Consider the following 25,075-nt stretch of genomic DNA (forward strand, 5'->3'; position numbering starts at 1 on the left):
ATGGAATTATTAGTAGCTACACACAACGAACATAAAAAAGAAGAAATCCAACAGATCCTGGGAAGTGATTGTGTTGTGAAAAGTCTTACCGATTACAACATTCACGAAGAAATTGTAGAAGACGGAGATTCTTTTCATGCCAATGCGCTCATTAAAGCCAAATACTGTTTTGAGAAAACCGGAGTTCCAAGTTTGGGAGATGACAGCGGTCTGGTAGTGGAATCGTTGGATGGAAGACCTGGAATTTTTTCCGCACGTTATGCTGGAGATCATGATTTTGCCAAAAATATCGAAAAGGTATTGGAAGAAATGCAGGGTGTTGAAAACAGAAAAGCTTATTTTGTGACAGTTCTGTGCTACTATGATGAAAATGGGGCTCAATATTTTGAAGGCAGAGTTCACGGAAATTTATTGACTGAAAATAAAGGTTTCAAAGGATTCGGATATGATCCGATTTTTGTTCCTGAAGGTTATGAAAGAACCTTTGCTGAAATGAATCCTGAAGACAAAAATAAAATCAGCCACCGTAAACAGGCATTAGACCTATTTATGGATTTTTTAAAAGTAACTGATTAAGTTTAAATATCAGGGTGAACTACCCATTTAGATTTTCTGTTGTACATTTGTTATCATAAATTATTGATTTGAGTACGTATTTAACAATATTAGGTTTTAATTCTGCTATCCCAACCATCAACACATCACCTACAGCACAGCTGCTGGAAATGGAAGAAAGACTCTTCCTGATTGATTGTGGAGAAGGTACACAAGTACAGCTTAGGAAAGCAAAAGCAAGATTTTCAAAGATCAATCATATTTTTATCTCTCATCTTCACGGAGATCATTGTTTCGGACTTCCGGGACTTATTGCTTCTTTCCGTCTTTTAGGAAGAGATACCCCGCTGCATGTCTACGGGCCGAAAGGAATAAAAAAGATGCTGGAAACTATTTTCCAGATTACAGAAACCCATCGTGGTTTTGAAGTGGTTTATCATGAGCTGGACAAAGATTATTCTGAAAAAATATATGAGGACAACAGGGTAGAAGTATATACGATTCCGTTGGATCACAGGATTTACTGTAATGGCTATCTTTTTAAAGAAAAGCAGAAAGACAGGCATCTTAACATGAAAGAAATTGCCAAATACAGTGAGATTGAAACCTGCGATTATCATAATATAAAAGCAGGGAAAGATTTTGTACTGAGTGACGGCTATGTTCTTAAAAATGAAATTCTGACTCTTGAGCCTGCTCCGTCAGTGTCTTATGCATTTTGCAGTGATACCCGTTATCTTGAAAGTGTTATTCCGATTATTAAAAATGTAACGGTGCTCTATCATGAATCCACATTTTTACATGATCTGAAGGAAATGGCAGATTATACAGGACATACCACAGCATTGGAAGCAGCAACCATTGCTCAGAAAGCTCAGGTGGGGAAACTGATCTTAGGACATTTTTCCAACAGGTATGGAGATTTGACTGTATTTACCGATCAGGCCAGAGAAATTTTCCCTAATACATTTTTGCCCAAAGCATTGGAAAGTGTAAAGATTTAGAATGAATATGCTGAAATTTGAAGAACTTAGAGACTTTCTCAACGAAAAGGCAGATCAGTATAACGCTCCCGATTTTATTGAAAATGATCCCATCCAGATCCCACACCGTTTTTCTTTAAAACAGGACATTGAAATCGCAGGATTTCTGGCAGCTACAATCTCCTGGGGAAACAGAAAATCAATCATTAATTCTGCGGATAAAATGCTTGATATTATGGGAAACTCTCCTTATGATTTTGTGATGAATTATTCTGAAAAGGATCTGAAGGAGATTCAGGATAAAAGTATTCACAGAACTTTCAATGGACAGGACTTTTCCTATTTTATAAGACAGTTCAACAGAATTTATAAAGAAAACGAAAGCCTGGAAAGTCTATTTGACGTAAAAAAAACGGAGCATAACTTTCTCCATGCCATAGAACGATTCAGAAACGGATTTCTGGAAACAGAAAAACACAGAAGCCATAAACATGTCAGTTCTCCTTACAAAAATTCCTCTGCAAAAAGGATTATTATGTTTTTGAGATGGATGGTACGTAAAGACAAAAGGGGAGTAGACTTTGGAATTTGGGAAAAAATAGATCAGAAACATCTTTCCATTCCTCTGGATGTGCATACCGGAAATATCTCCAGAAAACTGGGATTGGTTTCCAGAACACAGAATGACTGGAAAACGGTAGAGGAGCTGGATGTTGCCATTAGAAAATTTGATGAAAAAGATCCTGCAAAATATGACTTTGCCTTGTTTGGATTAGGGGTAACCAAAGAACTGTTGTAAAAATATAAAGGATGAAAAAATATAACGAAAAAAAAGAAGTTCTTGAAAAAATAGCGGACAGTATTACTTCATGGATTGGATCTATTCAGTCCCTGATTGTTCATACGTTGCTGTTCCTTACTTCGTTTTTGCTGCCAATGCTGAATATCGTTGATTTTGACAAAATGCTTCTTATTCTTACTACGGTACTTTCTCTGGAAGCCATTTATCTGGCTATCTTCATTCAGATGTCGGTGAATAAAAGCCACGAGAAAATTGAAGATATTCAGGAAGATATTGAAGAGATCAGTGAAGACATTGAAGATATTCAGGAAGATCTTGAAGAAATCAGCGAAGACATTGAAGAGATCAATGAAGATATAGAAGATATCCAGGAAGATATTGAGGAGATCAGTGAGGACATTGAAGAAATTAATGAAGAAGAAGATGAAGAGGATCACAATGAAAGAGCAAAAAATGTAATACTGAAGAGTAATGTAAGCTCGAACAAGAACGAGATAAAAGCTTTAAAAGACATTATCTCTCAACTGCAGAATGAAATTGATCAGTTGAAAAAAGAAGATAAATAACAGAAATACTGAGAATAAAAATATAAAACAGATCAATGCTCTTGGTCTGTTTTTTTATGCTTGAATTTTAGTATTCAATAATTTACGGAAAATGTAACGATAAGAAAAATTTGTTGTGAATGTGGGTGTGGAATAAGAAAATAGTAATATACAATGGTGAATTAGTATAATTATTTTTGCTACATTTGAACAAATGAAAACAAAATGTTAATTTATAGACTAAAAAACTATTTTTTCCTTTTTTCTTTTTTATTGATTTCTGCTTCTGCATTCTCTCAAACGAGACCTGTCAGAAAATCAGAAAAGATAAAACCTTCTGCGGCAAGTCTTAGAGCTGGAGCATTTATTGATGTGAATGTACCTCCCTATACCCCTTCAAACTATACGCCGGAACAGTTGGTAAAGAATATTTTGATCAATGGCGGTACCAATTGTACAACAGCCAATGTTACGAATGTTACGGTATCTCCTAATCATGAAGTGACAAACAGCAACAGATTCTGGGGATATTTTCATAAAGGAACAACCAATTTTCCTTTTACAGATGGGATTGTTCTTACTACAGGGTATGCTTCTGAAGCAGGTAATAATTATGTATCAGCGGTTGGACAATCAGTAGGAACAGGAAGTGATGCAGATCTTGTAGCGGCTACCGGAGCCAATGTTAGCTTAACGGATGCCGTAGCTCTTGAATTTGATTTCGTTCCGAATTCAAACCAGGTAAAATTTAATTACATATTCGTTTCTGATGAATATACTTCCAATTATCCTTGCTTAGGGTATTCCGATGCCTTTGCCCTATTATTAAAGAAAGTTGGAGATCCTACCTATACGAATCTGGCTGTATTGCCCGGAGGTGCAGGACCTGTAAGTGCAACCAATATTGTTCCTGCAGGAAATGGATTCAGCTGCGGGCCTATCAATGCAACCTTTTTTGGAGCTTTAGCGAATCCGCATCTGGTTATTAATTATTTTGGAAGAACAACACCTTTAACAGCTGTTGCAGATGTAATTCCAGGGCAGACGTATCATTTTAAAATGGTATTGGCTGATGCAAAAGACCCTTCCCACGATTCTGCGGTTTTCTTAGAAGGAGGATCTTTTGATGTGGGAATTAAAATTGTAGACGAAACCGGAGTGGTTTTACCGGGAAGCATCAATATGTGCGATAATACTCCAAGACAGTTGAAAGCTCAGGTAGCAGCAATTCCGGGAATGACTTATCAATGGTATAAAGATGGAGTCGCTATTCCTGGGGCAACAAGCGCTATTTATATTGCTACCCAGGCGGGAGTTTATACTGTAAAAGTAATGGTTCCGGGAAATCAGTGTCCTAGCGAGGCAACCATTACGATCGTCGGAGGAACGAGCCCTACTGTACAGAATGCTGAACTTAAACTCTGTACAACTCCTGCAATCACCAGTTTTAACTTGGAAACAGCAAAACCATTGATCAGTACAACGCCAGGTGCGGTATTCCGTTTTTATGCCAACCAGGCTGATGCACAGGCTCAAAATAACAGTTATATCACCAATCTGACCAACTATGCTGGAACAGATGGACAAATATTATATGTTCTGGTTTCCAATGGAGCTTTCTGTAGCAAGATTGCAACATTAACCTTAAGAAAAGAAGAAACACCAACAGCTTTACTTACTGCTCCGAGATTGAAAATTTGTGCCGGTGAATCTGTTTTATTAACAGCTTCTGGCGGTGTTACCTATGAATGGAGTGATTCGGCAAGTACTACCGGAGGAATAAGAACGGTAAGCCCAACTCAGACTACCACCTATACTGTATATGCTATCGGAGCACAGGGATGTAAATCTCTTCAGCCGGCACGTATTACCATTGAAGTAGTACCGGCTATTGTTTCAAACTTAAAAGGAGGCCACATCTGTCAGGGTGATAAAATTGTTCTGGATGCAGGTTCAGGTCCTGGATATACCTATCAGTGGAGTTCTGGTGAAACAAGTCAGAGCATTACAGTAGCTACTCCTGGAGAATATACGGTAATGATCAGTAACGGAGTTTGTTCAAAAGAGTTCAAGACTCAGGTTATTAAAGCCGTGATTCCTGAAGTGATAAAAGTGGATTATAATGAAAGTGGAACAATGATTGTTACAGCAAGCAATCCAAGTAATGGTATCCTTGAATATTCAGTAGATAACGGGGTAACATGGCAGTCTTCGAATATATTTAATAATGTCCCTAAAAATAAAATCATTTCGATCAGAGTCAGAGTTAAATTTACAAGCTGTGTAGGTTTCCTTGAATTCTTTACATTCGTGATGAAAAATGTGATTACTCCAAACGGTGATAATATTAATGATATCATTGATTTCAGCGGGGTGGTTAATTATAAAGATTTCAGCGGACAGGTTTTCGACCGATACGGAAGAGAAGTGTTCAAAGCAGCGAAGATCAATCCATATTGGGACGGATATTTCCAGGGCAAGAAGCTTCCTACTTCTACCTACTGGTATCAGGTAACCTTCGAAGATCCTGCTAGTAAAGAACTTACTGTAAAAACAGGATGGATATTACTTAAAAATATAGAATAATTTAAACTATAACTGAAAGACTGACTATTTTGTCAGTCTTTTTTTATTATTTTAAAATAAACAGAGTTGATATTCTAATATAAATAAATTTGCGTTAGTAATAATGTAAATTGTGTTAACTTGAATTTCAATCAAAAAAAATAGTATTTTTGTTCAAAATAATATAAAATGTTAAATAGGAGGAGAGGAAATTTATTTTTAGCGTTATTTTTAGCTTTCATGGGGAACTTTGTTTTGGCTCAAAATAAAGGAAGGGTAGAAATTGCTGCAAAACCTAAAGCTGCTTCCTTGAGAGCAGGTGTTTTTATCGATGTAAACGCACCCAGCTACCCGGAATCCGGCTATCCTATAACTCAGCTAATAAACGATGTGCTTATATCAGGAGGCTCTACTTGTACCAGTTCAACGGTAAGCAATGTAACCGTTTCTCCGAACTTGTCTGCTACCAATCAGAACCGTAGCTGGGGATATTTTAATAAATCAAATACCAACTTTCCTTTCAGTAAAGGGATTATACTTTCAACAGGGTATGCTAATAAAGCCGGGAATACTTTCCAGGGAACTTTAAGTGATGACCTTGGAACCGGTGGAGATGTAGATCTGGCGAACGCTTTAGGGATTGCTAACAATAACCTAACCAATGCAACATCTATAGAGTTTGACTTTGTAGCTGCTTCTACTGAAATTACTTTCAGATATTTATTTGCTTCCAAAGAATATCAGCAAAATTTTCCATGTACTATTACAGACGGTTTTGCCTTGCTGTTAAAAAAAGCATCTGATCCTACTTATACCAATCTTGCCGTGCTTCCGGGAGGGGCAGGGCCTGTGAGTGTAACAAATATTCACCCGCAATATCAAAACTGCGGACCTAAAAATGAAGCCTATTACGGAGGTACGAATACCGCTCAGGTTGAAACCAATTTCAATGGACGTACCATTCCGCTTACTGCAAAAGCAACGGTAATTCCTGGGCAAACCTACCATTTTAAAATTGTGCTTGCAGATTATCAGGATCCCAACTTTGATTCAGCCGTATTTCTTGAAGCCGGATCATTTGATATCGGGGTGAAAATCCTGGATCCGGCAGGAGTACAGCTTCCTGCATCTGTAAATATGTGTGATAATACGCCACAGACTTTTACAGCTTCGGTTCAGGGACCTAACATAACCTATCAGTGGTATTTGGGAACCAATGCAATTCCAGGGGCTACTAATGCAAGTTATACTGCAACACAGCCTGGTGTATATACCGTTAAGGTTTTCATCCAGGGAAATAGCTGTCCGGGAGAAGCTACCATTACTGTGGTTGGCGGAACATCTCCTACAGTACAGAATGCTACACTGACGGCCTGTTATGCCGCTGGGAATGCAACTTTTAATTTAACATCAGCACAAACCTCAATAAGCACTACTCCGGGAGCTGTGTTTTCATATTATACCACATTGGCAGATGCTAATGCTGGAAATGCAAATACAATTCCTAATCCAACAGCTCATCAGAGTGCAGGCGGAACGGTGTATGTAAGAGTGGCAAACGGTTTCTGTGCAAAAGTAGCGCAGCTGCAATTAGTAAAAGCCCCACAAATGGTACCTACTATTGCTCCACCAATAGTACTTACCTGTGCTAACTCTCAGACGACACTGGATGCTTCAGCTTCTGTTTATCCGGCTGGGGCTACATTCAACTGGACGACTACCGGAGGAAATATTGTTTCAGGAGGAACTACCTTAAATCCTGTGATCAATGCTGCGGGAACCTATACTTTAACCATTACAAAAGTTTACCAGCCTGGAAATATCAGCTGTACCGCTGTAGGAACTGTAACCGTAACAGGAAACAGTGCTCCGCCAGTTACCGGGCTTACGGCAAACAAAATAAAAATCTGTAAAGGAGATTCTGCAACCCTTACTGCTTCAGGAGGTGCTACCTATAACTGGGGGAATGGCCTTACAGGAAACGGAAACACACAGGTTGTTTCACCTACTGTTACAACAACCTACACTGTAACAGCAGTGGGAGCGAATGGTTGTGTGTCTCAAAACCCTGCCACTTTAACAATTGAAGTGTCAGAACCTTTTACAGCCCAAAACGCAACATTACATAAGTGTTATCAGCCGGGATTAACTTATAATCTTACTGAAGCTCAGCCTCAGATTACAACTGCTGCAGGAGTTACTTTTACTTACTATATCAATCAGGCTGATGCTAATGCCGCTAACGGAAACTTTATTGTAACACCTACAACATATACACCTCCAGGAGGAAGCCAGACTATTTATGTATTAGCAAGTAATGGAGGTTGTAGCTATGTGGTGACTCTGCAATTATTAAGTACAGCTCAAACAACTCTTACCATTGCTGCACCGCAAACAATTACCTGTACAACTCCACAGATTACACTCAATGCTTCAGCATCTGTAGTCCCTGCGGGATCTACTATTGCATGGACCACAACCGGAGGAACTATCGTATCAGGAGGTAATACACTTACACCAGTTGTAAGCGCTGGCGGAACATATACTTTAACGGTTACTAATATATCACAACCAGGAAACTTAAGCTGTACATATACTGCAACAGTAACAGTACAGGAAGATAAAGTACAGCCGGTAGCTGCACTTGTTTCATCACAACCCCGTATTTGTGTTGGAGAATCTGTAACATTGACAGCTTCTGGAGGAGTAACCTATAACTGGGGCAATGGTCTTACCGGAAACGGAAACACTCAGGTTGTTTCCCCTACAACAACAACTGTGTATACCGTATTTGCTGTTGGAGCTAACGGATGTATTTCTGCAACACCAGCAACAGTAACAGTTCAGGTAGGTCCACCTATAGCAGGGCTTACTGCCTCTAAATTAAAAATTTGTGAAGGAGAATCTGTAACATTAACAGCCACAGGAGGAATTACTTATAACTGGATAGGGCTTACCGGAAATGGAAATACACAGGTTGTTACTCCTACTGTAACAACAGAATATTCGGTATTTGCATTGGGAGGAAACGGATGTAGCTCTGTGAATCCGGCTAAAGTTACCATTGAAGTAGTTCCCGCAATCGTTTCTACATTAAAAGACGTATTTGTCTGCGCCGGAGATAAAGGAACGCTGGATGCCGGGGCAGGACCGAACTATACTTATGTATGGAGTACAGGAGCAACCACTCAAACCATAACAACTAATATTCCCGGAACATATTCTGTGATAATCAGTAATGGAGTTTGTTCAAAAACTTTCTCTGCACAACTGATCAATCCTGATTTACCACAGTTTACGAATATTGTTTATGATAACCATATCCTTACCCTTACGGCAAGCAATCCTACCGGTGGAACTTTAGAATTCTCCATAGACGGAGGCCTGACATGGCAGTCATCAAATGTATTTACAGGAGTTTTAAATAATACCATGTATTCTGTAATGGTAAGAGTGAAAGGTGCTAAATGCGGTACTTCACTGGATTATTTTACATTCATTATCAGCAATGCTATTACCCCTAATATGGATGGTGTTAATGATACTATAGACTTCTCCGGAATCAGCGGGTACAAAGATTTTGCAGCTTCTATCTTCGACAGGTATGGAGCAGAGGTATTCAAAGCGGCTAAAGGTGATGTGATATGGACAGGATCTTTAAAAGGGATCAATCTTCCTACTGCTACTTACTGGTACAGGGTACAATGGGAAAACCCGGCCAGCAAGAAACTGGAACAACGTTCAGGATGGATACTTCTGAAGAACAGAAACTAGACATTTATTAAAAATAAAATATTAACAACGAAATCTTTCAGCAATGAAAGATTTTGTTGTTTTTAAGGGAAAGTGTTATCATGATTTGTGAATTATTTGAAATGAGAAGGAAATATGTTAAAATAATTTGTAATTCAATGCTACCACATCATTTATGGTTTCTTCAAGTAGGGATTGATTAACGAAAATTTACTGTAAAAGGTCCTTATTTTGTTTTTTTGTAGTAAAAAATATAAATATGTATATGAGATATTTAAAAAAAAATTAAATTTGTTGAAACAAAAATATTATGAGAAGATATCTACCGCTTTGTTTATTTTTTTTAGTCATCTCGACTTTTTTATTTTCACAAAACCTGCCACCGCGAAAACAGGCAAAAGAAATTCCTTCAAATCTATCCAGAAGAGCTGGGGCTTTCATTGATGTTAACGCTCCGCAGTATCCTGAAACCGCTTATACTATTGAGAAAATGGTTAAAGATGTATTGATCTCATCCGGAACCAATACCTGTCTTACTCCCAATGTAACCAATGTGAAGATTACTCCTAACCATGCTGCAAGTAATGCAGATAGAGCATGGGGATATTTTCATAAAGCTACAACCAATTTCCCCTTTAAAGATGGGCTTATTCTTTCTACAGGTTATGCAAGAAGAGCAGGTAACACTTTTGAAGGTGGCCTTAGTGATGTCAACGGTGGAGGATCAGATGCTGATCTTGCACAGGTGATTGGGGTAGTGGAAAGTAGATTGAATGATGCTGTTCTTTTGGAGTTTGACTTCGTTCCAACAACCTCTCAGATTAAATTTAATTATCTGATTGCCTCAGAAGAATATACAGGCTCATTCCCTTGTACCTTTGCAGATGCCTTTGCGATCTTATTGAGACCTACTTCAGGTGGACCTTATGTAAATATGGCTGTGCTTCCTGGAGGAGCCGGACCAGTAAGTATTACGAATATCCACCCTGAAATACCAGGGAGTTGTGGTGCTGTGAACGAACAATATTTCGGAGGATATAACACAGGTAACGTTGAAACCAACTTTAATGGAAGAACAATCCCATTGACTGCTACAGCAACAGTAGTAGCAGGACAGGAATATCACTTTAAAATGGTAATTGCCGATTACAGTGACCACAGTTATGACTCTGCGGTATTTCTTGAAGGAGGATCTTTCAACATCGGGGTAGATCTTTTAGACCCTGCAGGAACGAAATTACCTTCAGATATCAATGTATGTGATAATGTACCTCAGGTAATTACAGCTTCTGTAAATGACCCTAACCTTGTATACCAATGGTACTATAACGGTGCTCCGGTACCTAATGCTACTACCAATACAATTACCGCTATCCAGCCTGGTACCTATACTATCGAAGTAAGTGTTCCTGGTAATCCATGTCCGGGTAAAGCTTCCATAGAGATTCATGGCGGAACAACACCGCTGGCTCAGGATGCAACATTGCTGCTTTGTACTACACCGGATATTACTACTTTTGATTTAAGTACTATTACATCTACTATCAGCCCTACACCGGGAGCGATTTTTAAATTCTACGTAGATCAGGCAGATGCAATTGCTCAGAATGATAATTATATTCAGACTCCATTAAACTATAATGGTAATGATGGCCAGATTCTTTATGTGGTTGTTTCCAACGGAGCATTCTGTAGTAAAATGGTTGAACTGAAATTATTGAAGGAAGTAACGCCAACGGCTAAAGTAAAAGCTTCCAGAATAAAAATATGTCCTGGAGAGTCTGTAACCCTTACTGCTGAAGGAGGAGATACTTATCTGTGGAGTAATTTTATGGGAACAGGTAATATGCAGACGGTTACTTTATACCAGACGACAACATTTACCGTATATGCAATCGGACAAAAAGGATGTAAATCTCTGAATCCTGCAACCATAAGAATTGAAGTTACACCGGAAATCACGTCACCATTAAAAGATGTTGAAATGTGTATTGGTGACATAGTAACCCTTGATGCAGGAGCAGGACAAGGCTTCAAGTATCTTTGGAGCACAGGGGCTACAACACAGAAAATTAATGTAGACCAATGGGGAATTTATTCAGTGGAAATTGATAATGGTATCTGTAAGAAGGTTTTCGAAGCTAAAGTAATGGGAGCTGCTACTCCTTTTGTTACTGCTTTAAATTATGAAAGCATCAAGAAAACAGTTACAATTACTGCAGAAAACCCTCCGATGAACAATACACCAAGCACGTTAGAGTATTCTATTGACAACGGAATCAGCTGGCAGGAATCCAATGTATTTACTAATCTTTTAGACAATACAAACTATACTGTTTTAGTAAGAAGAGTGGGTACACATTGTGTAGGATCTCTTGAATTCTTTACCCTGCAGATCAACAATATTATTACTCCGAACGAAGACGGAATCAACGATGTACTGGATCTTAAAGCTCTTGGAGACTTTAAAAACTTTAAAGGTTCAATATACGACAGATATGGAGTAGAGATGTTCAGATTCTCAAAAGAAAATCCTATCTGGGACGGAACAGTAGGAGGTAAGAGACTTCCTACAGCGACCTACTGGTATAAGTTCAACTTTGAGTATCCAAAATCAAAAGCTCAGATGAACTGGTCAGGATGGATTATGCTGAAGAACAGAAACTAAAATTGATAATGTAATATAAAAGAAAGCCTTTCAAATGTATTTTTGAAAGGCTTTCTACTTTTAACAAAGAATGTTATTGTATTTTGTTCAACAAAAAGCTCCCGGTAAAGGAGCTTTTTTAATGATTTCTTTATTGATTTTCTTTCCAGAGGTTAGCAAAGTGTATAAAATCTGCAACACTAAGTTCTTCTGCTCTCTTATCTAAAAATTCGTGCCCTTTTAAAGCTTCAGGAATATTTAATGATTTCAAGGCATTAGAAAGTTTTTTCCTTCTTTGATTGAATCCTGTTTTTACAATTTGTTTAAACAAAACTTCATTACCCGAAAGCCCTTCCTTAGGGTTTCTTGTAAGCCTGATCACTCCAGATTTTACTTTCGGCGGAGGATTGAAGACATTTTCATGTACCGTAAACATATAAGATACATCATAATAAGCCTGTATAAGGACAGAAAGAATACCGTAATCTTTAGTTCTCGGAACAGCAGCCGTTCTTTCAGCTACCTCCTTCTGGAACATTCCTACCATTTCCGGGATCAATTGGTAATGATCTACAATCTGAAACAAGATCTGAGATGAAATATTGTACGGAAAATTACCAATGATCGCAATCTCATCGTCTTTGATAAAACTGAAATCCTGCTTCAGGAAATCTCCTACAAAAGTTTCTTCAGTTACTTTCGCATAATTCTTTTTCAGGTATTCGATAGATTCTGTATCGATTTCTGCAAGGTAAATCTTCTGCTCCTTTTCAAGAAGATATTTGGTAAGAACTCCCATTCCGGGACCCACTTCCATAATATTATTATAGTTCTCAAAACTAAGACCTTCTACGATTTTTCTTGCGATATTTTCATCTGTCAGAAAGTGCTGCCCCAGATGTTTTTTTGCTTTTACACTCAAAGTTTTTTATGATTTTATTAACAATGATTTTCTTTATTTCGTCCCAAATTTCGGAAGATTTTTTCTATTTTAGCCAAAAATTTTAATATTAATGGCTAAATCTGTAGATGAATTTAATAAGAAAAGGCTTCGGTCCAGCAATATTACAGTAGTGATAAGTATTGCCTTAGTGTTATTTTTGTTAGGATTAATGGGGCTTATTCTGATTAATGCCCAGAAATATTCTGACTATATCAAAGAACAGTTGGTGGTGAACGCCTACTTTGATGAAAACTATGACGCTAAAGATTCTGTAAAAATTGCAAAACTTGAGGAAGAAACTTTTAAAAAGGTACAGTTATTAGCGCCTGTAAAAAAAGCGACTTATATTTCAAGAGATATGGCTGCAAAAGAAGCCAAGAAAACTATGGGAATCGACAGTGATGCATTGTTCGAAGAAAATATTTTCCCTTCTTCTATTGAAGTTGCTTTAAAACCGGAATTTGTAGATCCTGCAAAAATTGATGAAGCAATTAAAGAGATCAAATCCGTTCCGGGGATTATTGATGTTAAAAATGACAGTACTTTGATGGTAGATGTTTACAATAACCTGAGCAGAATTCTGAAGTGGATCTTAGGATTTTCAGTTTTGTTCCTGATATTGGCGGTTGTATTGATCAACAACTCTATCCGTCTGAAAATATTCTCGAAGAGATTTATTATTAAAACGATGCAGCTGGTAGGGGCGAAAAGAAGATTTATCCTTAAACCTTTTATTGTAGAAGCTATTATTTTAGGAGCCATCGGTTCTGTAATAGGGCTTATTGCTTTAGGAGGGGTATGGTATTATTTCACAAGTCAGATTGGCTCTGCTTTCGTACAGGACAACAACCAATACTTCTGGTTAGTTATCTTAGTACTTGGAGTTGGAATTTTTATTTCTGTCTTAAGTACAATTTTCGCGACTTGGAGATTCTTAAAATCAAACGTTGACGATTTATATTACTCTTAACAATGAGCAAAAAAACAAATAAATTTTCCGCTTCAGACTTTGGACATGAAGCAGAAGTACCACAGGAAAGTGCTTTCTATTTCGGACAGCAGAATTTCAAATGGATGTTGATAGGATTAGCATTTATAGTAGTTGGGTTTCTACTGATGATGGGTCCCGATGCCAATACGGTAGATGGAAAGTTTGATCCGAACTCATGGAATGACGGTATCTTTTCTATCAGAAGAATCAGAATAGCACCTCTGTTTGTTGTTATAGGATTTGTTATAGAAGTGTACGCGATCTTAAAAAGAAAATAAATAAAATACACTTTATTTAAGGATTAAAAAATTTAAGAATTTAAAGATAGGAAGCTAATTGGCCCATCTTTTTAAATTCTTAAATCTTTTAATCTTTTTAATTTTTTAAAAGAATATGGATTTAATCAAAGCAATTATTATTGCCATTGTAGAAGGGTTGACAGAATATCTTCCGATTTCTTCTACAGCACATATGGGATTTACTGCAAATCTTATGGGGCTGGAGGAAACAGAATTTTTAAAAATGTTTCAGGTGTCAATTCAGTTTGGAGCCATTTTATCTGTAGTAGTAGCATATTGGAAAAAGTTTTTTGATTTAAACAATATTCAGTTCTATTTCAAACTGGCTTTTGCGGTAGTTCCGGCTTTGGTGCTGGGATACTTATTCGATGATAAAATTGAAGCTATTCTTGGAAATCAGATTGCTATTTCTTCCGTATTGGTTTTAGGAGGTGTTGTCTTGCTGTTTGCCGATAAATGGTTTAAGAATCCTAAGATTGATGATGAAAAAGGAATTACGATAAGAAATGCCGTTACCATCGGTTTTTGGCAATGTCTTGCGATGATGCCGGGAACAAGCCGTAGTGCAGCTTCCATCATTGGAGGAATGGCACAGGGACTGACCAGAAAAGCAGCTGCAGAATTCTCTTTCTTCCTTGCTGTACCTACCATGCTTGCTGTAACAGTATACTCAGTTTTTGTGAAAACCTGGGGGAAAGAAACGGCCCATCCACAGAAAGGATATGAAATGATCATGGCTTCACAAGATCACATTATGATCTTTGTAATCGGAAATATTGTAGCCTTTGTTGTGGCACTTATTGCGATCAAAGCCTTTATTGGAGTGCTTAATAAATATGGATTCAAACCATGGGGCTGGTACCGTATTTTCGTTGGAATTGCTCTTTTGATCTATTTTTATTTCTTTAAATAGGAATTACATTATACCCATTCATGACTGCTGAAGAACTGAAATCAGGATACATTTTTTTATTAGATAAGCCTTTGGACTGGACTTCCTTCCAAGCTGTCAATAAAATGAAATACAAACTTAAAAGGGAATTTGATCTTCCTAAAAAATTTAAAATCGGACATGCCGGAACTTTAGATCCCAGAGCAACTGGGCTTCTTATTGTCTGCTGTGGAAAATTTACAAAGAAAATTCCTGAAATTCAGGATGCTCCCAAAGAATATTGGACAGAGATTAAAATTGGAGTACAGACAGAATCTTATGATACTGAAAAACCTGAAATCCTTCATCATGACATCTCACATATTACTGAAGAACAGGTAAAAAACATCCTGGAAAAATTTGTTGGAGAAATCGAACAGAAACCACCTATTTATTCGGCCATTAAAATTGATGGGGAAAGAGCCTATAACCTTGCAAGAGCTGGTGAAGAAGTGGAAATGAAAGCGAGGAAGACAACCATTCATTACATTCAGGATATTAAAATAGATTTCCCTTTGGTGAGCTTTATGGTAGGCTGTTCAAAAGGAACATATATCAGAAGTCTTGCTCATGATATCGGGCAGGAATTGGGGATTGGAGCGTATCTGACACAATTAAGACGTACTAAAATCGGAGATTATGCCATTGAAGACGCTACAGATCAGTTTCTGAACAATGAGTACAGGTTTGAGGGCCTATGAAAATAAAATTATCTCTTTTATTATTCATATTTGCTCTTGTTAAAGCATTTTCTCAAGATATGGAAACTGGAAAATCCAAGATGGATTTCTATTTCAATCCTTCTCTGAATATAGGGTTTAATATTAATAAGAAAAATCAACCCAACAATTCGCAGTATATTAACAACAGGTCTTCATTAGGAAATCTAACGTATGGTATTTCTGCTGTAGGAGGTTACAATTTTCTTCCTAACTTTGCATTGGGAACGGGATTTAAATATAGCTTTATACAGGATAATGATCATCTGATTTATTGGGTTATCCAGCCAAAGATTATTTTTTCTTCTGGAGAAAGACCTTTTTATATCGATATTAATTACGGAAAACAGCTTAATCACTCTGCTATTTCAGATACTGAATTCTGGGGTGGAAGACTGGGAGTGCAGGTTTCCTATTCAAAAAGATTGAGTCAGGAAGGAGGAATCGTTTTTGAATCACATAAACTTAAAGATGGAGCTGATGGTTTTTTTATAGGCCTAAGCTATGGAATTACCATCTTTAGCAATAAAAATTATACCGGCTACGGAAAAGACTAATGGAAAAAACGCGTATCAATAAATATTTATCAGAAGTTGGATACTGTTCGAGAAGAGCAGCAGATAAGCTTTTGGAAGAAGGAAGGATTACAATAAACGGGAAAATTCCTGAATTGGGAACAAAAGTTTCTGACGAAGATCTGGTAGAGGTAGACGGAAAACCGATCAAAGAGCCTCAGGAAAAACCTGTATATATTGTTTTTAATAAACCGGTAGGAATTGTTTGTACTACAGATACAAAACGCGAAAAAAATAATATCGTAGACTATATCAACCATCCGAAAAGAATTTTTCCTATCGGAAGGTTGGATAAACCCAGTGAAGGACTTATTCTCTTGACCAGTGACGGTGATATTGTCAATAAAATTCTGAGAGCGAGAAATAACCACGAGAAAGAATATATTGTTCGGGTAGATAAACCGCTCACTCCAAAGTTCCTGGAAAAAATGCGAAACGGAGTTCCCATCCTTGATACGGTGACCAAAAAATGTGAGGTAGAGAAGATTGATGATATGAACTTCAGAATTGTCCTTACTCAGGGACTGAACAGGCAGATCCGAAGAATGTGCGAATACCTTGGATATGAAGTGAAAAAACTGAAAAGAATCCGTATCATGAATATCAAACTTGATTTACCCATTGGAAAATGGAGAGATATGACGGATGAAGAACTTAATACTCTGAACTCTTTGTTGGCAGATTCCAGCAAAACATTTAATTAAAATATCTAATATACTTTAGCAATTTCATTTTTTCTGTTATAAACAATTTGAGAAGTAATTAATTATTTTTCACATATTGGTGTAATATATTTTATTTTTCATTGAAAATATTTTATATTTATAATACTAATAACCATAATCAGAAAATCATGAAACTACAATTGAATTCAGTTCTATTATTTGTTACTTTAGTAATATTTATGAGTTGTCAAAATGATAATCATAATCAGGATTACCCGCATGATTCTTCGTTTTACATTGATTATAGAAGTCTAAAAGGATTACCAGACGGAATTGCCGTCATTGAACTTGATCCTGAAGCTCCTAATTTTGGAAATATCAGCAACAGACTTGAATTAGGTATAGGTGTATTGCCACACCATATCTATTACAATCAAAATGCAAAAAAAATGTACACAACTGCTTTAGGGGGCAGCTATCTTTATGAGATAAAAACGGGGGAAGATCAAAATGGACAGCCTCAATTAATCAGTGCAACTCCTATTGATACTGGTGAAAATACGGTAGGCGAAAATTTATTTTTCACGAATGACGGCAGATATTTTATGACCTTTATGGGTGGAGCAGGAGGTCCAAAAGATGGGAGTATTGGGGTCTTTAATGCCAATAATAATCAGCTTATCAAAACGATTAAAGCTCCAATTCAAACTAATCCCAACCAATTTATAATGTATCCGCATGGTATTTCCATTAATGAAGAAAAGGGATTAATGATGGTGTCATCCACCATTCACCCTGATCTTACTACCGGAATGGGCAATACCTGTACTTTATTAGATCTGAACACCTACGAAATAAAGGAGACGTATCAGGTAGCAGATTCTCCAACAGATATGTCCGCTCCTGTTGAAGTTCTACTGCTTCGTGGAAAATTTCCAGAATATGCCCTTGCTACCACAATGCTTGGAGGTGATATCTGGATGGCTCCATACAATCCTGCGACCCAAAAATATGATGCTTTTACTAAGGTTTTTGATGGAAGTACAAAAGGACTAGGCTGGGCACTCGAAATGTATATTGATGATTCAAACAAACTCTATGTAAGTTTTGCAGAACCTGGAAAAGTACTTGTTTTTGATATCAATAATCTTCCTCAATTAAAGCTTTTGAAGACTTTTGATGCGGATAAAGGAGCACATCATATGGCTTTCTTTAAAACCAAATCAGGGAAAGAAGTCGTAGCAGTACAAAATAATTTATTGGATCTCCCTAACTTAAATTCAGGAACGATCAGTATCATTGATATTAATTCCGGACAAAAATTAGGGACAGTAGATTTACGTAACCAATATGGAATACTGCCCGAATCCATTGAAGGAACCAATGGTCCCAGCAATTATATGCATCACTAAAATTTTAAAATAGTATTTCAGAGCACAAACTCTTCCGGAATCAAATTTTTGGAAGAGTTTAGGTCAGTTTTTTATTTGTTCTCGTATTATTTTATGTATAATTTCATTCTTTCTTCATATTCAGGTTTCAGCTTTAAAAGTTTCCATATTTTTTTATCATCAGGGTTACTGATCCGGTAGAATATGATTTTGTCTGCTGAATACTTGAAATAAGGATGGTTTTTAAGCCATTCCTCAGGTGCTTCTACTAGTGAATATCGGGGAACATTGGATGTATTCAATGGAGCTACTGAAATCAGTTTTTGAACAAGATCCTGATCAATATTGTACGTACTTAAAATTTGCTGCTTATTCACAAAACCTCCCAGTTTCTTTCTGAAACCAATCATTGAACCAGCACTTCTTTCATCCAGTCCAAATTCTATAAGCTGTTTAAAAGTAATGGTATTGAGATCTGTTTTTGAAAAATCTGTTTTTTCCTGCTGCCTTTCCTGAAGTTTGATATAAGGCTTCATTTCCTGAAATTTCTCTGCAGAAATCACAAAACATTTCTGCAGATCATCCAGGTTTTTAAAACTTCCATGTAAATTTTTGTCCCGATAATTGATAATGGTGTTTGCCTGTTTTTGTGAGAATCCAAGAGCTATCCAATCCTCTAATTGCAACTGATTGGGATCAAACATATGATATTGAATTTTGGATTTTATAGGATTACTCTTTGCGAAATTCCTGAAGTTTTCCGGCGTTTTTGCCGGCAGTAACAGATAAGGTTCAAGTTTACTATAATTTTCTGTAGAGATGATAAAGCATTCTTTAAACTTTTCTTTGCTGATAAAACTTCCTCCGAGATAATTTCGATATTTAATAATAGCCTCTGCCTGTCTTTCACTGAAACCCATCTTAAGCCAGTCATTGGCAGAAAACTGATCAGGGTTAAATTTTCCTGATATCATAATTTCTTTCTTCCCAAATGTTTTGAATCCTTTTGAATTTTCCTTTTTTGTCATTTCAGGAAGTAAAATGAAAGATACCAACTCACTGAATTTCTCTTCGGAAATAGCATAACATTTTTTCAATTGTTCTTTTGAAGTGAATTTTCCACCTACAATATCTTTATACTTAAGAATGGTAAGGGTCTGTTTCTCTGAAAACCCAAGTTTCTGCCATTGATCTTTATCAAGCGTATTGGGGTCAAAATCGGATAAATGTGTCGCTATTGAAGCATCTGCAATGAATGTAACCTCAGGAAAAGGCTCTTTTTCCCGGCTGGTATATTTTTGATATGCACATAAAACAGTCAGCAATGTGACCATAAATGCTAATTTCTGGTAATAGTTTTTTCTCATCATGTAGTAAACTTAGATATAAAAATAAAACATGGCAATAGCTGATCTTGAAATGGTTAAATATGATATAGAGAAAATGTTTTATGATGTAAAAGCTAATAGGGATATTGTTTTTTATGCGATATAATTTCGTAATTGATACTTTGCTCATATTAGATTATTGTTTTTTAATACGACAAGTTCTGTCGCCATGCAGAGATAATTTTACATCAGAATAAGACTGAATTTACTATAAATAAAGAAAATTAAATAATAAATAGTATGATTTACAGGATACCACATTAAAGTGATTTTTGTGTCTTAAAAAGTATTAAATTCGACACGTTTTAAGAAACTAATTACTAACTCAAACAAATAACACGGGAATGAGAAAACTTTATCTCAGTGCATTCACTCTATGCACAATCTTGAGCGTATCTGCTCAGGAAGTGGTGTGGCAGAAAGACATCAAATCCTCTACCCAGGATTTCCTAAGCCAGGTCACTACCACCATCGATCAGCAATATTTGATCACCGGAAGTTCTATACAGTCAGGAAGCGGGAAGCTTGAGGCTGGAAGTAAGCAAAACAACGGTTACGATTTCCATCTGGTAAAACTGAACCAACAGGGACAAGAAGTCTGGGAGAAATATTTCTCAGGAATCAACCATGATTATTTATCCGCAACCGTTACCACTCAGGATGGTGGATTTTTACTGGCCGGAACATCCTATTCAGGAAAAGGACTCGATAAAAAAGAAGATTCCAAAGGAGGATCCGATATCTGGTTAATCCGAATCAGTGAATTTGGCGATGAATTATGGCAGAAAACCTTAGGTAGTTCTTCCGATGAAGAGGCCAGAGCAGTCATTCAAACTACAGACCTAGGATTCTTTGTAGCAGGGAATGTACAGGGCTCGTCAAAAGGCTACGGCTCCAAAGATGTCTGGATCACAAAATTGGATAAAAACGGAAAAGAATTATCCCAATTAATCTTAGGCGGAAAAGGCTTAGATGAAGTCGAGAAGATGATTCCCACGAAAGACGGTGGCGCATTGCTTGGAATTTATTCAAGAAGCACCTCTGTTAAAACAAATAATCAGCCATCAACGACTAACACTAATATTCCGTCTGACAGACCTGCAACCCATAACCTACTATCTGCAACCTCAAAGCAAAGCGATAATTTCGGTGAAGGCGATTACTGGATTGTCAAGTTAGACAAAAACGGAAAAGTAGAATGGGAAAAGAACTTTGGTGGAAAAGATGATGACCACATCAGAACTCTTGCCTTAACTTCAACGGGCTTTATCATTGGCGGAGAATCCAGATCAGAAAGATCAGGCAATAAAACCGTAGGCCTGGAAGAAGGTACAGACCTTTGGCTGATTGCTTTAAATGAAAGAGGTGAAGAGCAGTGGCAGAAATCCTACAATTTCAAGAACCGAGATATTCTGATGGGAATGAGTGTGATTCAGAGCCAAGATACAAGAACCAAGAATCAAGACTTTACAAAAGGAATATTGTTGGGAGGTTACACCCAGGCTGAAGGAAGAATACAGACAGATGATGAAACCTTCTGGATGCTCTATCTGGATCAGAATGGAAATGAGCAGTGGAGAAAACATGTCAAAGGAGAATCCAGACAAAAAGAAGAAAGACTTTCCGACTTAAAACTGAACAGAGATGGTTCTATTATTCTGGCAGGAACCAGTGCAGAAGAACTAGGCAAAGAAAACTGGAAGATTGTAAAACTGGGCGATAAACAGGTTGATCAGCTTATTGAGAAGTACGACATCAAGATTTATCCAAACCCTGTCTCAGACTACGCTTACGTAGAAATAGGATTTGATTTTAAAGAGGCTGATATTTTATTGTATGATATGAGCGGAAGACAGCTTCAGAATATAAAAACAAAGAACAGGGTAACGAAGATCAATACCCAAGCTTTGGTAGAGGGAGCTTACTTGATCACCATCAAAACGGATACCAATAAAATGGCGAATGCCAAATTAATTAAGAAATAAATACAAATGAAAAGATATCAAATTATTTGTCTTTTGCTATTTTGCAATTGGTTGTATTCACAGAATCAAATGAAAGATTCTTATTTAGGATTTACTCCAAAAACCCCAGATATAAGTTCACTAGGAAAGTATATTGACAAACCAATATCTTTATCTAATGGGTCAGTGAATGTTTCAGTTCCTATCTATACACTACCTATTAATAGCAATTTATCTATTCCTGTTAGCTTACAATATAATACCCAGGGTATAAAAGTAAGTGAAGTAGCAAGTTCTGTAGGACAGGGATGGAACTTATCTTCAATAGGAACTATTTCCAGAAGCACTAGAGGCAAAAGAGATAACTATAATGATTCTCCATTTTACCTGCAATCTATTGCAAGTGCTAAAAACAGTCTGATGAATAATTCAACAGGTGTATATACTGATGTCTGGCTGGATCAAAATGCTGAAAATGTTGATTTGGAACCAGATGAATTTAATGTTTCATTATTCAATATGAATTTTAAATTCTTTTATGATTTCTCATCCAATAAATTTGTGTCAACCCCTTTAAATAATATCAAGATCATTCCCACTTTAAACAATTATGGAAATATCGTTGACTTTAAAATTATTGATGGGTCAGGTAACACCTATTTTTTTGGAAAATCAGATGACAATGACAACAGGTTTGAAGTTATAGAGGAGGTATCAAGTGTAAGCATTAGCAATGATAATGCATTTTCAAGTGGTACAGATCCGCAGTTTGGTACATGGTTACTGGTGAAAATTACTACAAATGACAACAAGACGATAAGATTTTATTATGATAATAATACTATTTCAGTTACTGATTTAGCGAAACAAGATGTATACCTTACCTCTCAATATAAATATTTTGCCAATAATTTTGATTTTTTTAACGGAAAATATGATGTGGTTTCCTGGGCAAGTGGTAACCCTGTAGTGATCGGTAATAAATATCCGATATCATCTGAAATTGCTAAAACTAAAGAGGGGAATGTATATAATGTTTACAGTTCACCCGGAATTGCAGATAAGCTTATAAGCCGAATTGTTTATGAAAATACTGAGATTGAATTTATTAAATCTACAACAGCACGAAAAGACTTCAATGCTTATTCCTTGGATAAAATAAAAATTAAAAACAATAACAATGTAATTAAAACCTATCAACTTAATCAGGGATATTTCAACTCAGAGTTCCCAACTCCAATGAATGATTTTTCAAGAAGTAATAATTATATTTTTACACCCAACTTTGACAGAGCTATTCCAAGGTTAAAATTAAACGGGGTATCTGAATATGATAAAAACAACCAGATAATCAGTAAGCATAATTTCGAGTATTTCCCAGGTCAATTACCAAGTCGCCTTAGTTTTGCACAGGATTTCTTTGGTTATTATAATGGTCACACCGAAAATATTGAGCTTATTCCTAATATCAATTTTAAGTATGCAAATAGTGTTAAATCAGCAGGTACAGCAAACAGGGCTGTAAGAGAGGATTATTCAAAAATAGGAATGCTTAAAAAAATTACCTATCCTACAGGCGGATCTACCGAATTTGATTACGAAAATCACACTTATCAGGCGATCAATGATATTAATGAAGTGGTCATCGGAAATCTATTTTCAATGGAGACAAAATATGTATTTTTTGCTAGCGAACAGGCAGCAGACCCTAATACAGGTGAGCAGCTTCCTCCTGAAATGAATTATGAGATGAACTGGGAATTTGAAGAAGACACTTCTGTTGATTTAAATACTCAAATTGAGCAGGTTTTTGATGAAAATAATGGAGCTAATAATTCATACAATATTATCATATACAGAAAAGTAAATGGAAATTGGCAAATATTTACTTTAATGAGCCATACCATTGATAAAACAGCCATGTTCCCCAAAGGAGAATATCTTTTGACTGCCCATCGAGATGTTCTAACGGTAAATGAAGGAGGTATGTTTGATAGTGCAGGAGGTTTTACATTAATGATGTCTTTTCTAGGTCCTGTAAAAAACAATCAACAGCCAAACACTAACCCAGAAGTTATACAGAACGCAGGAGGATTAAGAATAAAATCCATTATCCAGAAAGAAAATAATGTAGAGCTTTTACGAACTGAATATTCTTACAATGAAACAGTGGGTGGAAAAGTATATTCCACGGGAATCTTGCATGGTTATCCATTATTAGTTACAGAAAACTTTTATGAAGGGATTAATAAGTTTTATGGAGTCATTGATTATCCGTTTAGAAACTCATCGGGAAGTAATATTGTTTATGGACAGGTGACTGAAACATCTATTGACAATGTGAATAATAAAAAAATAAAGAAAGAGTACTTTTTTGAGAATAATGCTCCTTTGGAAGCCACCGATATGGCTACTATAGAACACAGAACAAGAACACCTTATATGGGATGGAAATTTGGGAATCTTAAAAAAACACTGTCTTATAAACAAAATGACAATGGAAGTTATGCATTAATTCAGAAGGATACTATTATTTATGATCGAAAGAATTTGGTTTTAAATGAAAATTTTGGAGTAAGAATTGAACCTAGAAACAGAATCTTATTGTCAACATTTGGGGGACAGAGTCCAGATGATTACATCTACAAAACCGATTATAAATATGAATATTACCCGCTATTCTCAGATTTTAGTTTTGAGAGAAAGAAACAGATCACAGAGCTATTTAATGATAAAACACTGATTACCTCAATAGATAACACCTATTCCAACACTCATTATCAGTTATCAAATAAAAAAACAACCTTTCCAGATACCTCTTCAAACGATATAAGTTATGCCTATGCATCTGAAAAAGGAAATCAATTGATGATTTCAAAAAATATGGTTGAAATTCCTTTAGAGACTATAAGTAGTAAAACAATGGGTACTACAAGCAAGATACTGGTAAAATCAGAAACAATTTATCCTATAAATCAATCTGAGGCCAATACAAAAACATCAGGATTGGTTTTACCTATTTCTGTGTTATCTTACGAAATTCAAAATCTGTCCACAGCAACCATCGAAGTAAACTTTGACAAATATGATTCCAAAGGTAACCTTCAGCAGTATACAACTAAAGATGGCATTTCGACGGTAATTGTCTGGGGTTACAATCAAACTCAGCCTATTGCGAAAATAGAAGGCGCGAAATTAACAGATATCCAGCAGTCCTTAGTTGATGCTATTGTGACGGCTTCCAACACAGATGCTGCGGAGGCAGCTAATAATGATGAAAGCGCATTTTTATCTGCATTGAATACCTTCAGAATGAACGCTTCATTATCTGCTTATCAGGTGACCACCTATACGTACGA

At 36.5% G+C, this 25,075-nt stretch carries 18 protein-coding genes; 16 read left to right on the top strand and 2 right to left on the bottom strand.

Going from position 1 to position 25,075, the window contains the following annotated elements; all coding sequences use genetic code 11:
* From rdgB to CQ022_RS22530, 7 genes are all read left to right on the top strand, one after another.
* Entirely contained in the window at positions 1-576 is a 576-nt protein-coding gene (rdgB, locus tag CQ022_RS22500) for an RdgB/HAM1 family non-canonical purine NTP pyrophosphatase (protein WP_408914853.1), read from the top strand.
* Positions 577-644: 68 nt separating this feature from the next.
* Positions 645-1,559 (top strand): ribonuclease Z, encoded by a 915-nt coding sequence (locus tag CQ022_RS22505; RefSeq protein ID WP_105684704.1) that lies wholly within the window; start codon positions 645-647, stop codon positions 1,557-1,559.
* Positions 1,560-1,566: 7 nt separating this feature from the next.
* A complete protein-coding gene (locus CQ022_RS22510; protein ID WP_408914923.1) occupies positions 1,567-2,337 on the top strand; it encodes a TIGR02757 family protein in 771 nt (256 codons plus the stop codon).
* 11 nt (positions 2,338-2,348) lie between these two features.
* Complete coding sequence (locus CQ022_RS22515; protein WP_105684705.1) at positions 2,349-2,906, top strand: DUF1003 domain-containing protein; 558 nt, start codon at positions 2,349-2,351, stop codon at positions 2,904-2,906.
* A gap of 204 nt (positions 2,907-3,110) precedes the next feature.
* On the top strand, positions 3,111-5,471 hold the full coding sequence (locus CQ022_RS22520) for a choice-of-anchor L domain-containing protein (RefSeq protein ID WP_105684706.1): 2,361 nt from the start codon (positions 3,111-3,113) through the stop codon (positions 5,469-5,471).
* A gap of 168 nt (positions 5,472-5,639) precedes the next feature.
* Positions 5,640-9,224 carry a choice-of-anchor L domain-containing protein gene (locus tag CQ022_RS22525; RefSeq protein WP_105684707.1) on the top strand — a complete coding sequence of 1,195 codons (3,585 nt, stop codon included), beginning with the start codon at positions 5,640-5,642 and terminating at the stop codon, positions 9,222-9,224.
* 289 nt (positions 9,225-9,513) lie between these two features.
* On the top strand, positions 9,514-11,871 hold the full coding sequence (locus CQ022_RS22530) for a choice-of-anchor L domain-containing protein (RefSeq protein WP_105684708.1): 2,358 nt from the start codon (positions 9,514-9,516) through the stop codon (positions 11,869-11,871).
* A 130-nt stretch (positions 11,872-12,001) separates the two neighbouring features.
* Here the strand turns inward: CQ022_RS22530 and rsmA are convergent, their stop codons facing one another.
* Positions 12,002-12,772 (bottom strand): 16S rRNA (adenine(1518)-N(6)/adenine(1519)-N(6))-dimethyltransferase RsmA, encoded by a 771-nt coding sequence (gene rsmA, locus CQ022_RS22535; protein WP_105684709.1) that lies wholly within the window; start codon positions 12,770-12,772, stop codon positions 12,002-12,004.
* 91 nt (positions 12,773-12,863) lie between these two features.
* On the opposite strand from rsmA, the gene CQ022_RS22540 reads away from it, so the two are divergent.
* The 7 genes from CQ022_RS22540 to CQ022_RS22570 all read left to right on the top strand — a co-directional run bounded on the left by CQ022_RS22540 (position 12,864) and on the right by CQ022_RS22570 (position 18,385).
* On the top strand, positions 12,864-13,763 hold the full coding sequence (locus CQ022_RS22540) for a cell division protein FtsX (protein WP_034695324.1): 900 nt from the start codon (positions 12,864-12,866) through the stop codon (positions 13,761-13,763).
* A 2-nt stretch (positions 13,764-13,765) separates the two neighbouring features.
* Entirely contained in the window at positions 13,766-14,062 is a 297-nt protein-coding gene (locus CQ022_RS22545) for a DUF3098 domain-containing protein (RefSeq protein ID WP_105684710.1), read from the top strand.
* A gap of 115 nt (positions 14,063-14,177) precedes the next feature.
* Positions 14,178-14,996 (top strand): undecaprenyl-diphosphate phosphatase, encoded by an 819-nt coding sequence (locus tag CQ022_RS22550; protein ID WP_105684711.1) that lies wholly within the window; start codon positions 14,178-14,180, stop codon positions 14,994-14,996.
* Positions 14,997-15,016: 20 nt separating this feature from the next.
* Complete coding sequence (truB, locus tag CQ022_RS22555) at positions 15,017-15,715, top strand: tRNA pseudouridine(55) synthase TruB (protein WP_105684712.1); 699 nt, start codon at positions 15,017-15,019, stop codon at positions 15,713-15,715.
* Positions 15,716-15,774: 59 nt separating this feature from the next.
* Positions 15,775-16,290 (top strand): hypothetical protein, encoded by a 516-nt coding sequence (locus CQ022_RS22560; protein ID WP_123864474.1) that lies wholly within the window; start codon positions 15,775-15,777, stop codon positions 16,288-16,290.
* Positions 16,290-17,012: a 23S rRNA pseudouridine(2604) synthase RluF gene (gene rluF, locus CQ022_RS22565; protein ID WP_105684714.1), complete on the top strand. Its 723-nt coding sequence runs from the start codon at positions 16,290-16,292 to the stop codon at positions 17,010-17,012. The genes CQ022_RS22560 and rluF overlap by 1 nt, the downstream gene beginning before the upstream one ends.
* A gap of 200 nt (positions 17,013-17,212) precedes the next feature.
* Entirely contained in the window at positions 17,213-18,385 is a 1,173-nt protein-coding gene (locus CQ022_RS22570; protein WP_105684715.1) for a hypothetical protein, read from the top strand.
* Between the two features lie 86 nt (positions 18,386-18,471).
* Here the strand turns inward: CQ022_RS22570 and CQ022_RS22575 are convergent, their stop codons facing one another.
* Complete coding sequence (locus tag CQ022_RS22575) at positions 18,472-19,734, bottom strand: helix-hairpin-helix domain-containing protein (protein WP_105684716.1); 1,263 nt, start codon at positions 19,732-19,734, stop codon at positions 18,472-18,474.
* 362 nt (positions 19,735-20,096) lie between these two features.
* On the opposite strand from CQ022_RS22575, the gene CQ022_RS22580 reads away from it, so the two are divergent.
* Both CQ022_RS22580 and CQ022_RS22585 read left to right on the top strand, forming a co-directional pair.
* On the top strand, positions 20,097-21,737 hold the full coding sequence (locus tag CQ022_RS22580; RefSeq protein ID WP_105684717.1) for a T9SS type A sorting domain-containing protein: 1,641 nt from the start codon (positions 20,097-20,099) through the stop codon (positions 21,735-21,737).
* Positions 21,738-21,806: 69 nt separating this feature from the next.
* The coding region (locus CQ022_RS22585; RefSeq protein WP_228421866.1) for a hypothetical protein at positions 21,807-25,075 on the top strand (3,269 nt) is incomplete at its 3' end.

It is taken from the genome of Chryseobacterium culicis, from assembly GCF_002979755.1.
Lineage (GTDB): Bacteria > Bacteroidota > Bacteroidia > Flavobacteriales > Weeksellaceae > Chryseobacterium > Chryseobacterium culicis_A.

What these genes read in the sequence shown, in the direction of transcription:
- rdgB (WP_408914853.1), top strand. Translation starts at nt 1, where the DNA reads ATGGAATTATTAGTAGCTACACACAACGAACATAAAAAAGAAGAAATC.
- CQ022_RS22510 (WP_408914923.1), top strand. Translation starts at nt 1,567, where the DNA reads ATGCTGAAATTTGAAGAACTTAGAGACTTTCTCAACGAAAAGGCAGAT.
- CQ022_RS22515 (WP_105684705.1), top strand. Translation starts at nt 2,349, where the DNA reads ATGAAAAAATATAACGAAAAAAAAGAAGTTCTTGAAAAAATAGCGGAC.
- CQ022_RS22520 (WP_105684706.1), top strand. Translation starts at nt 3,111, where the DNA reads ATGTTAATTTATAGACTAAAAAACTATTTTTTCCTTTTTTCTTTTTTA.
- CQ022_RS22525 (WP_105684707.1), top strand. Translation starts at nt 5,640, where the DNA reads ATGTTAAATAGGAGGAGAGGAAATTTATTTTTAGCGTTATTTTTAGCT.
- CQ022_RS22530 (WP_105684708.1), top strand. Translation starts at nt 9,514, where the DNA reads ATGAGAAGATATCTACCGCTTTGTTTATTTTTTTTAGTCATCTCGACT.
- CQ022_RS22540 (WP_034695324.1), top strand. Translation starts at nt 12,864, where the DNA reads ATGGCTAAATCTGTAGATGAATTTAATAAGAAAAGGCTTCGGTCCAGC.
- CQ022_RS22545 (WP_105684710.1), top strand. Translation starts at nt 13,766, where the DNA reads ATGAGCAAAAAAACAAATAAATTTTCCGCTTCAGACTTTGGACATGAA.
- CQ022_RS22550 (WP_105684711.1), top strand. Translation starts at nt 14,178, where the DNA reads ATGGATTTAATCAAAGCAATTATTATTGCCATTGTAGAAGGGTTGACA.
- truB (WP_105684712.1), top strand. Translation starts at nt 15,017, where the DNA reads ATGACTGCTGAAGAACTGAAATCAGGATACATTTTTTTATTAGATAAG.
- CQ022_RS22560 (WP_123864474.1), top strand. Translation starts at nt 15,775, where the DNA reads ATGGAAACTGGAAAATCCAAGATGGATTTCTATTTCAATCCTTCTCTG.
- rluF (WP_105684714.1), top strand. Translation starts at nt 16,290, where the DNA reads ATGGAAAAAACGCGTATCAATAAATATTTATCAGAAGTTGGATACTGT.
- CQ022_RS22570 (WP_105684715.1), top strand. Translation starts at nt 17,213, where the DNA reads ATGAGTTGTCAAAATGATAATCATAATCAGGATTACCCGCATGATTCT.
- CQ022_RS22575 (WP_105684716.1), bottom strand. Translation starts at nt 19,734, where the DNA reads ATGATGAGAAAAAACTATTACCAGAAATTAGCATTTATGGTCACATTG.
- CQ022_RS22580 (WP_105684717.1), top strand. Translation starts at nt 20,097, where the DNA reads ATGAGAAAACTTTATCTCAGTGCATTCACTCTATGCACAATCTTGAGC.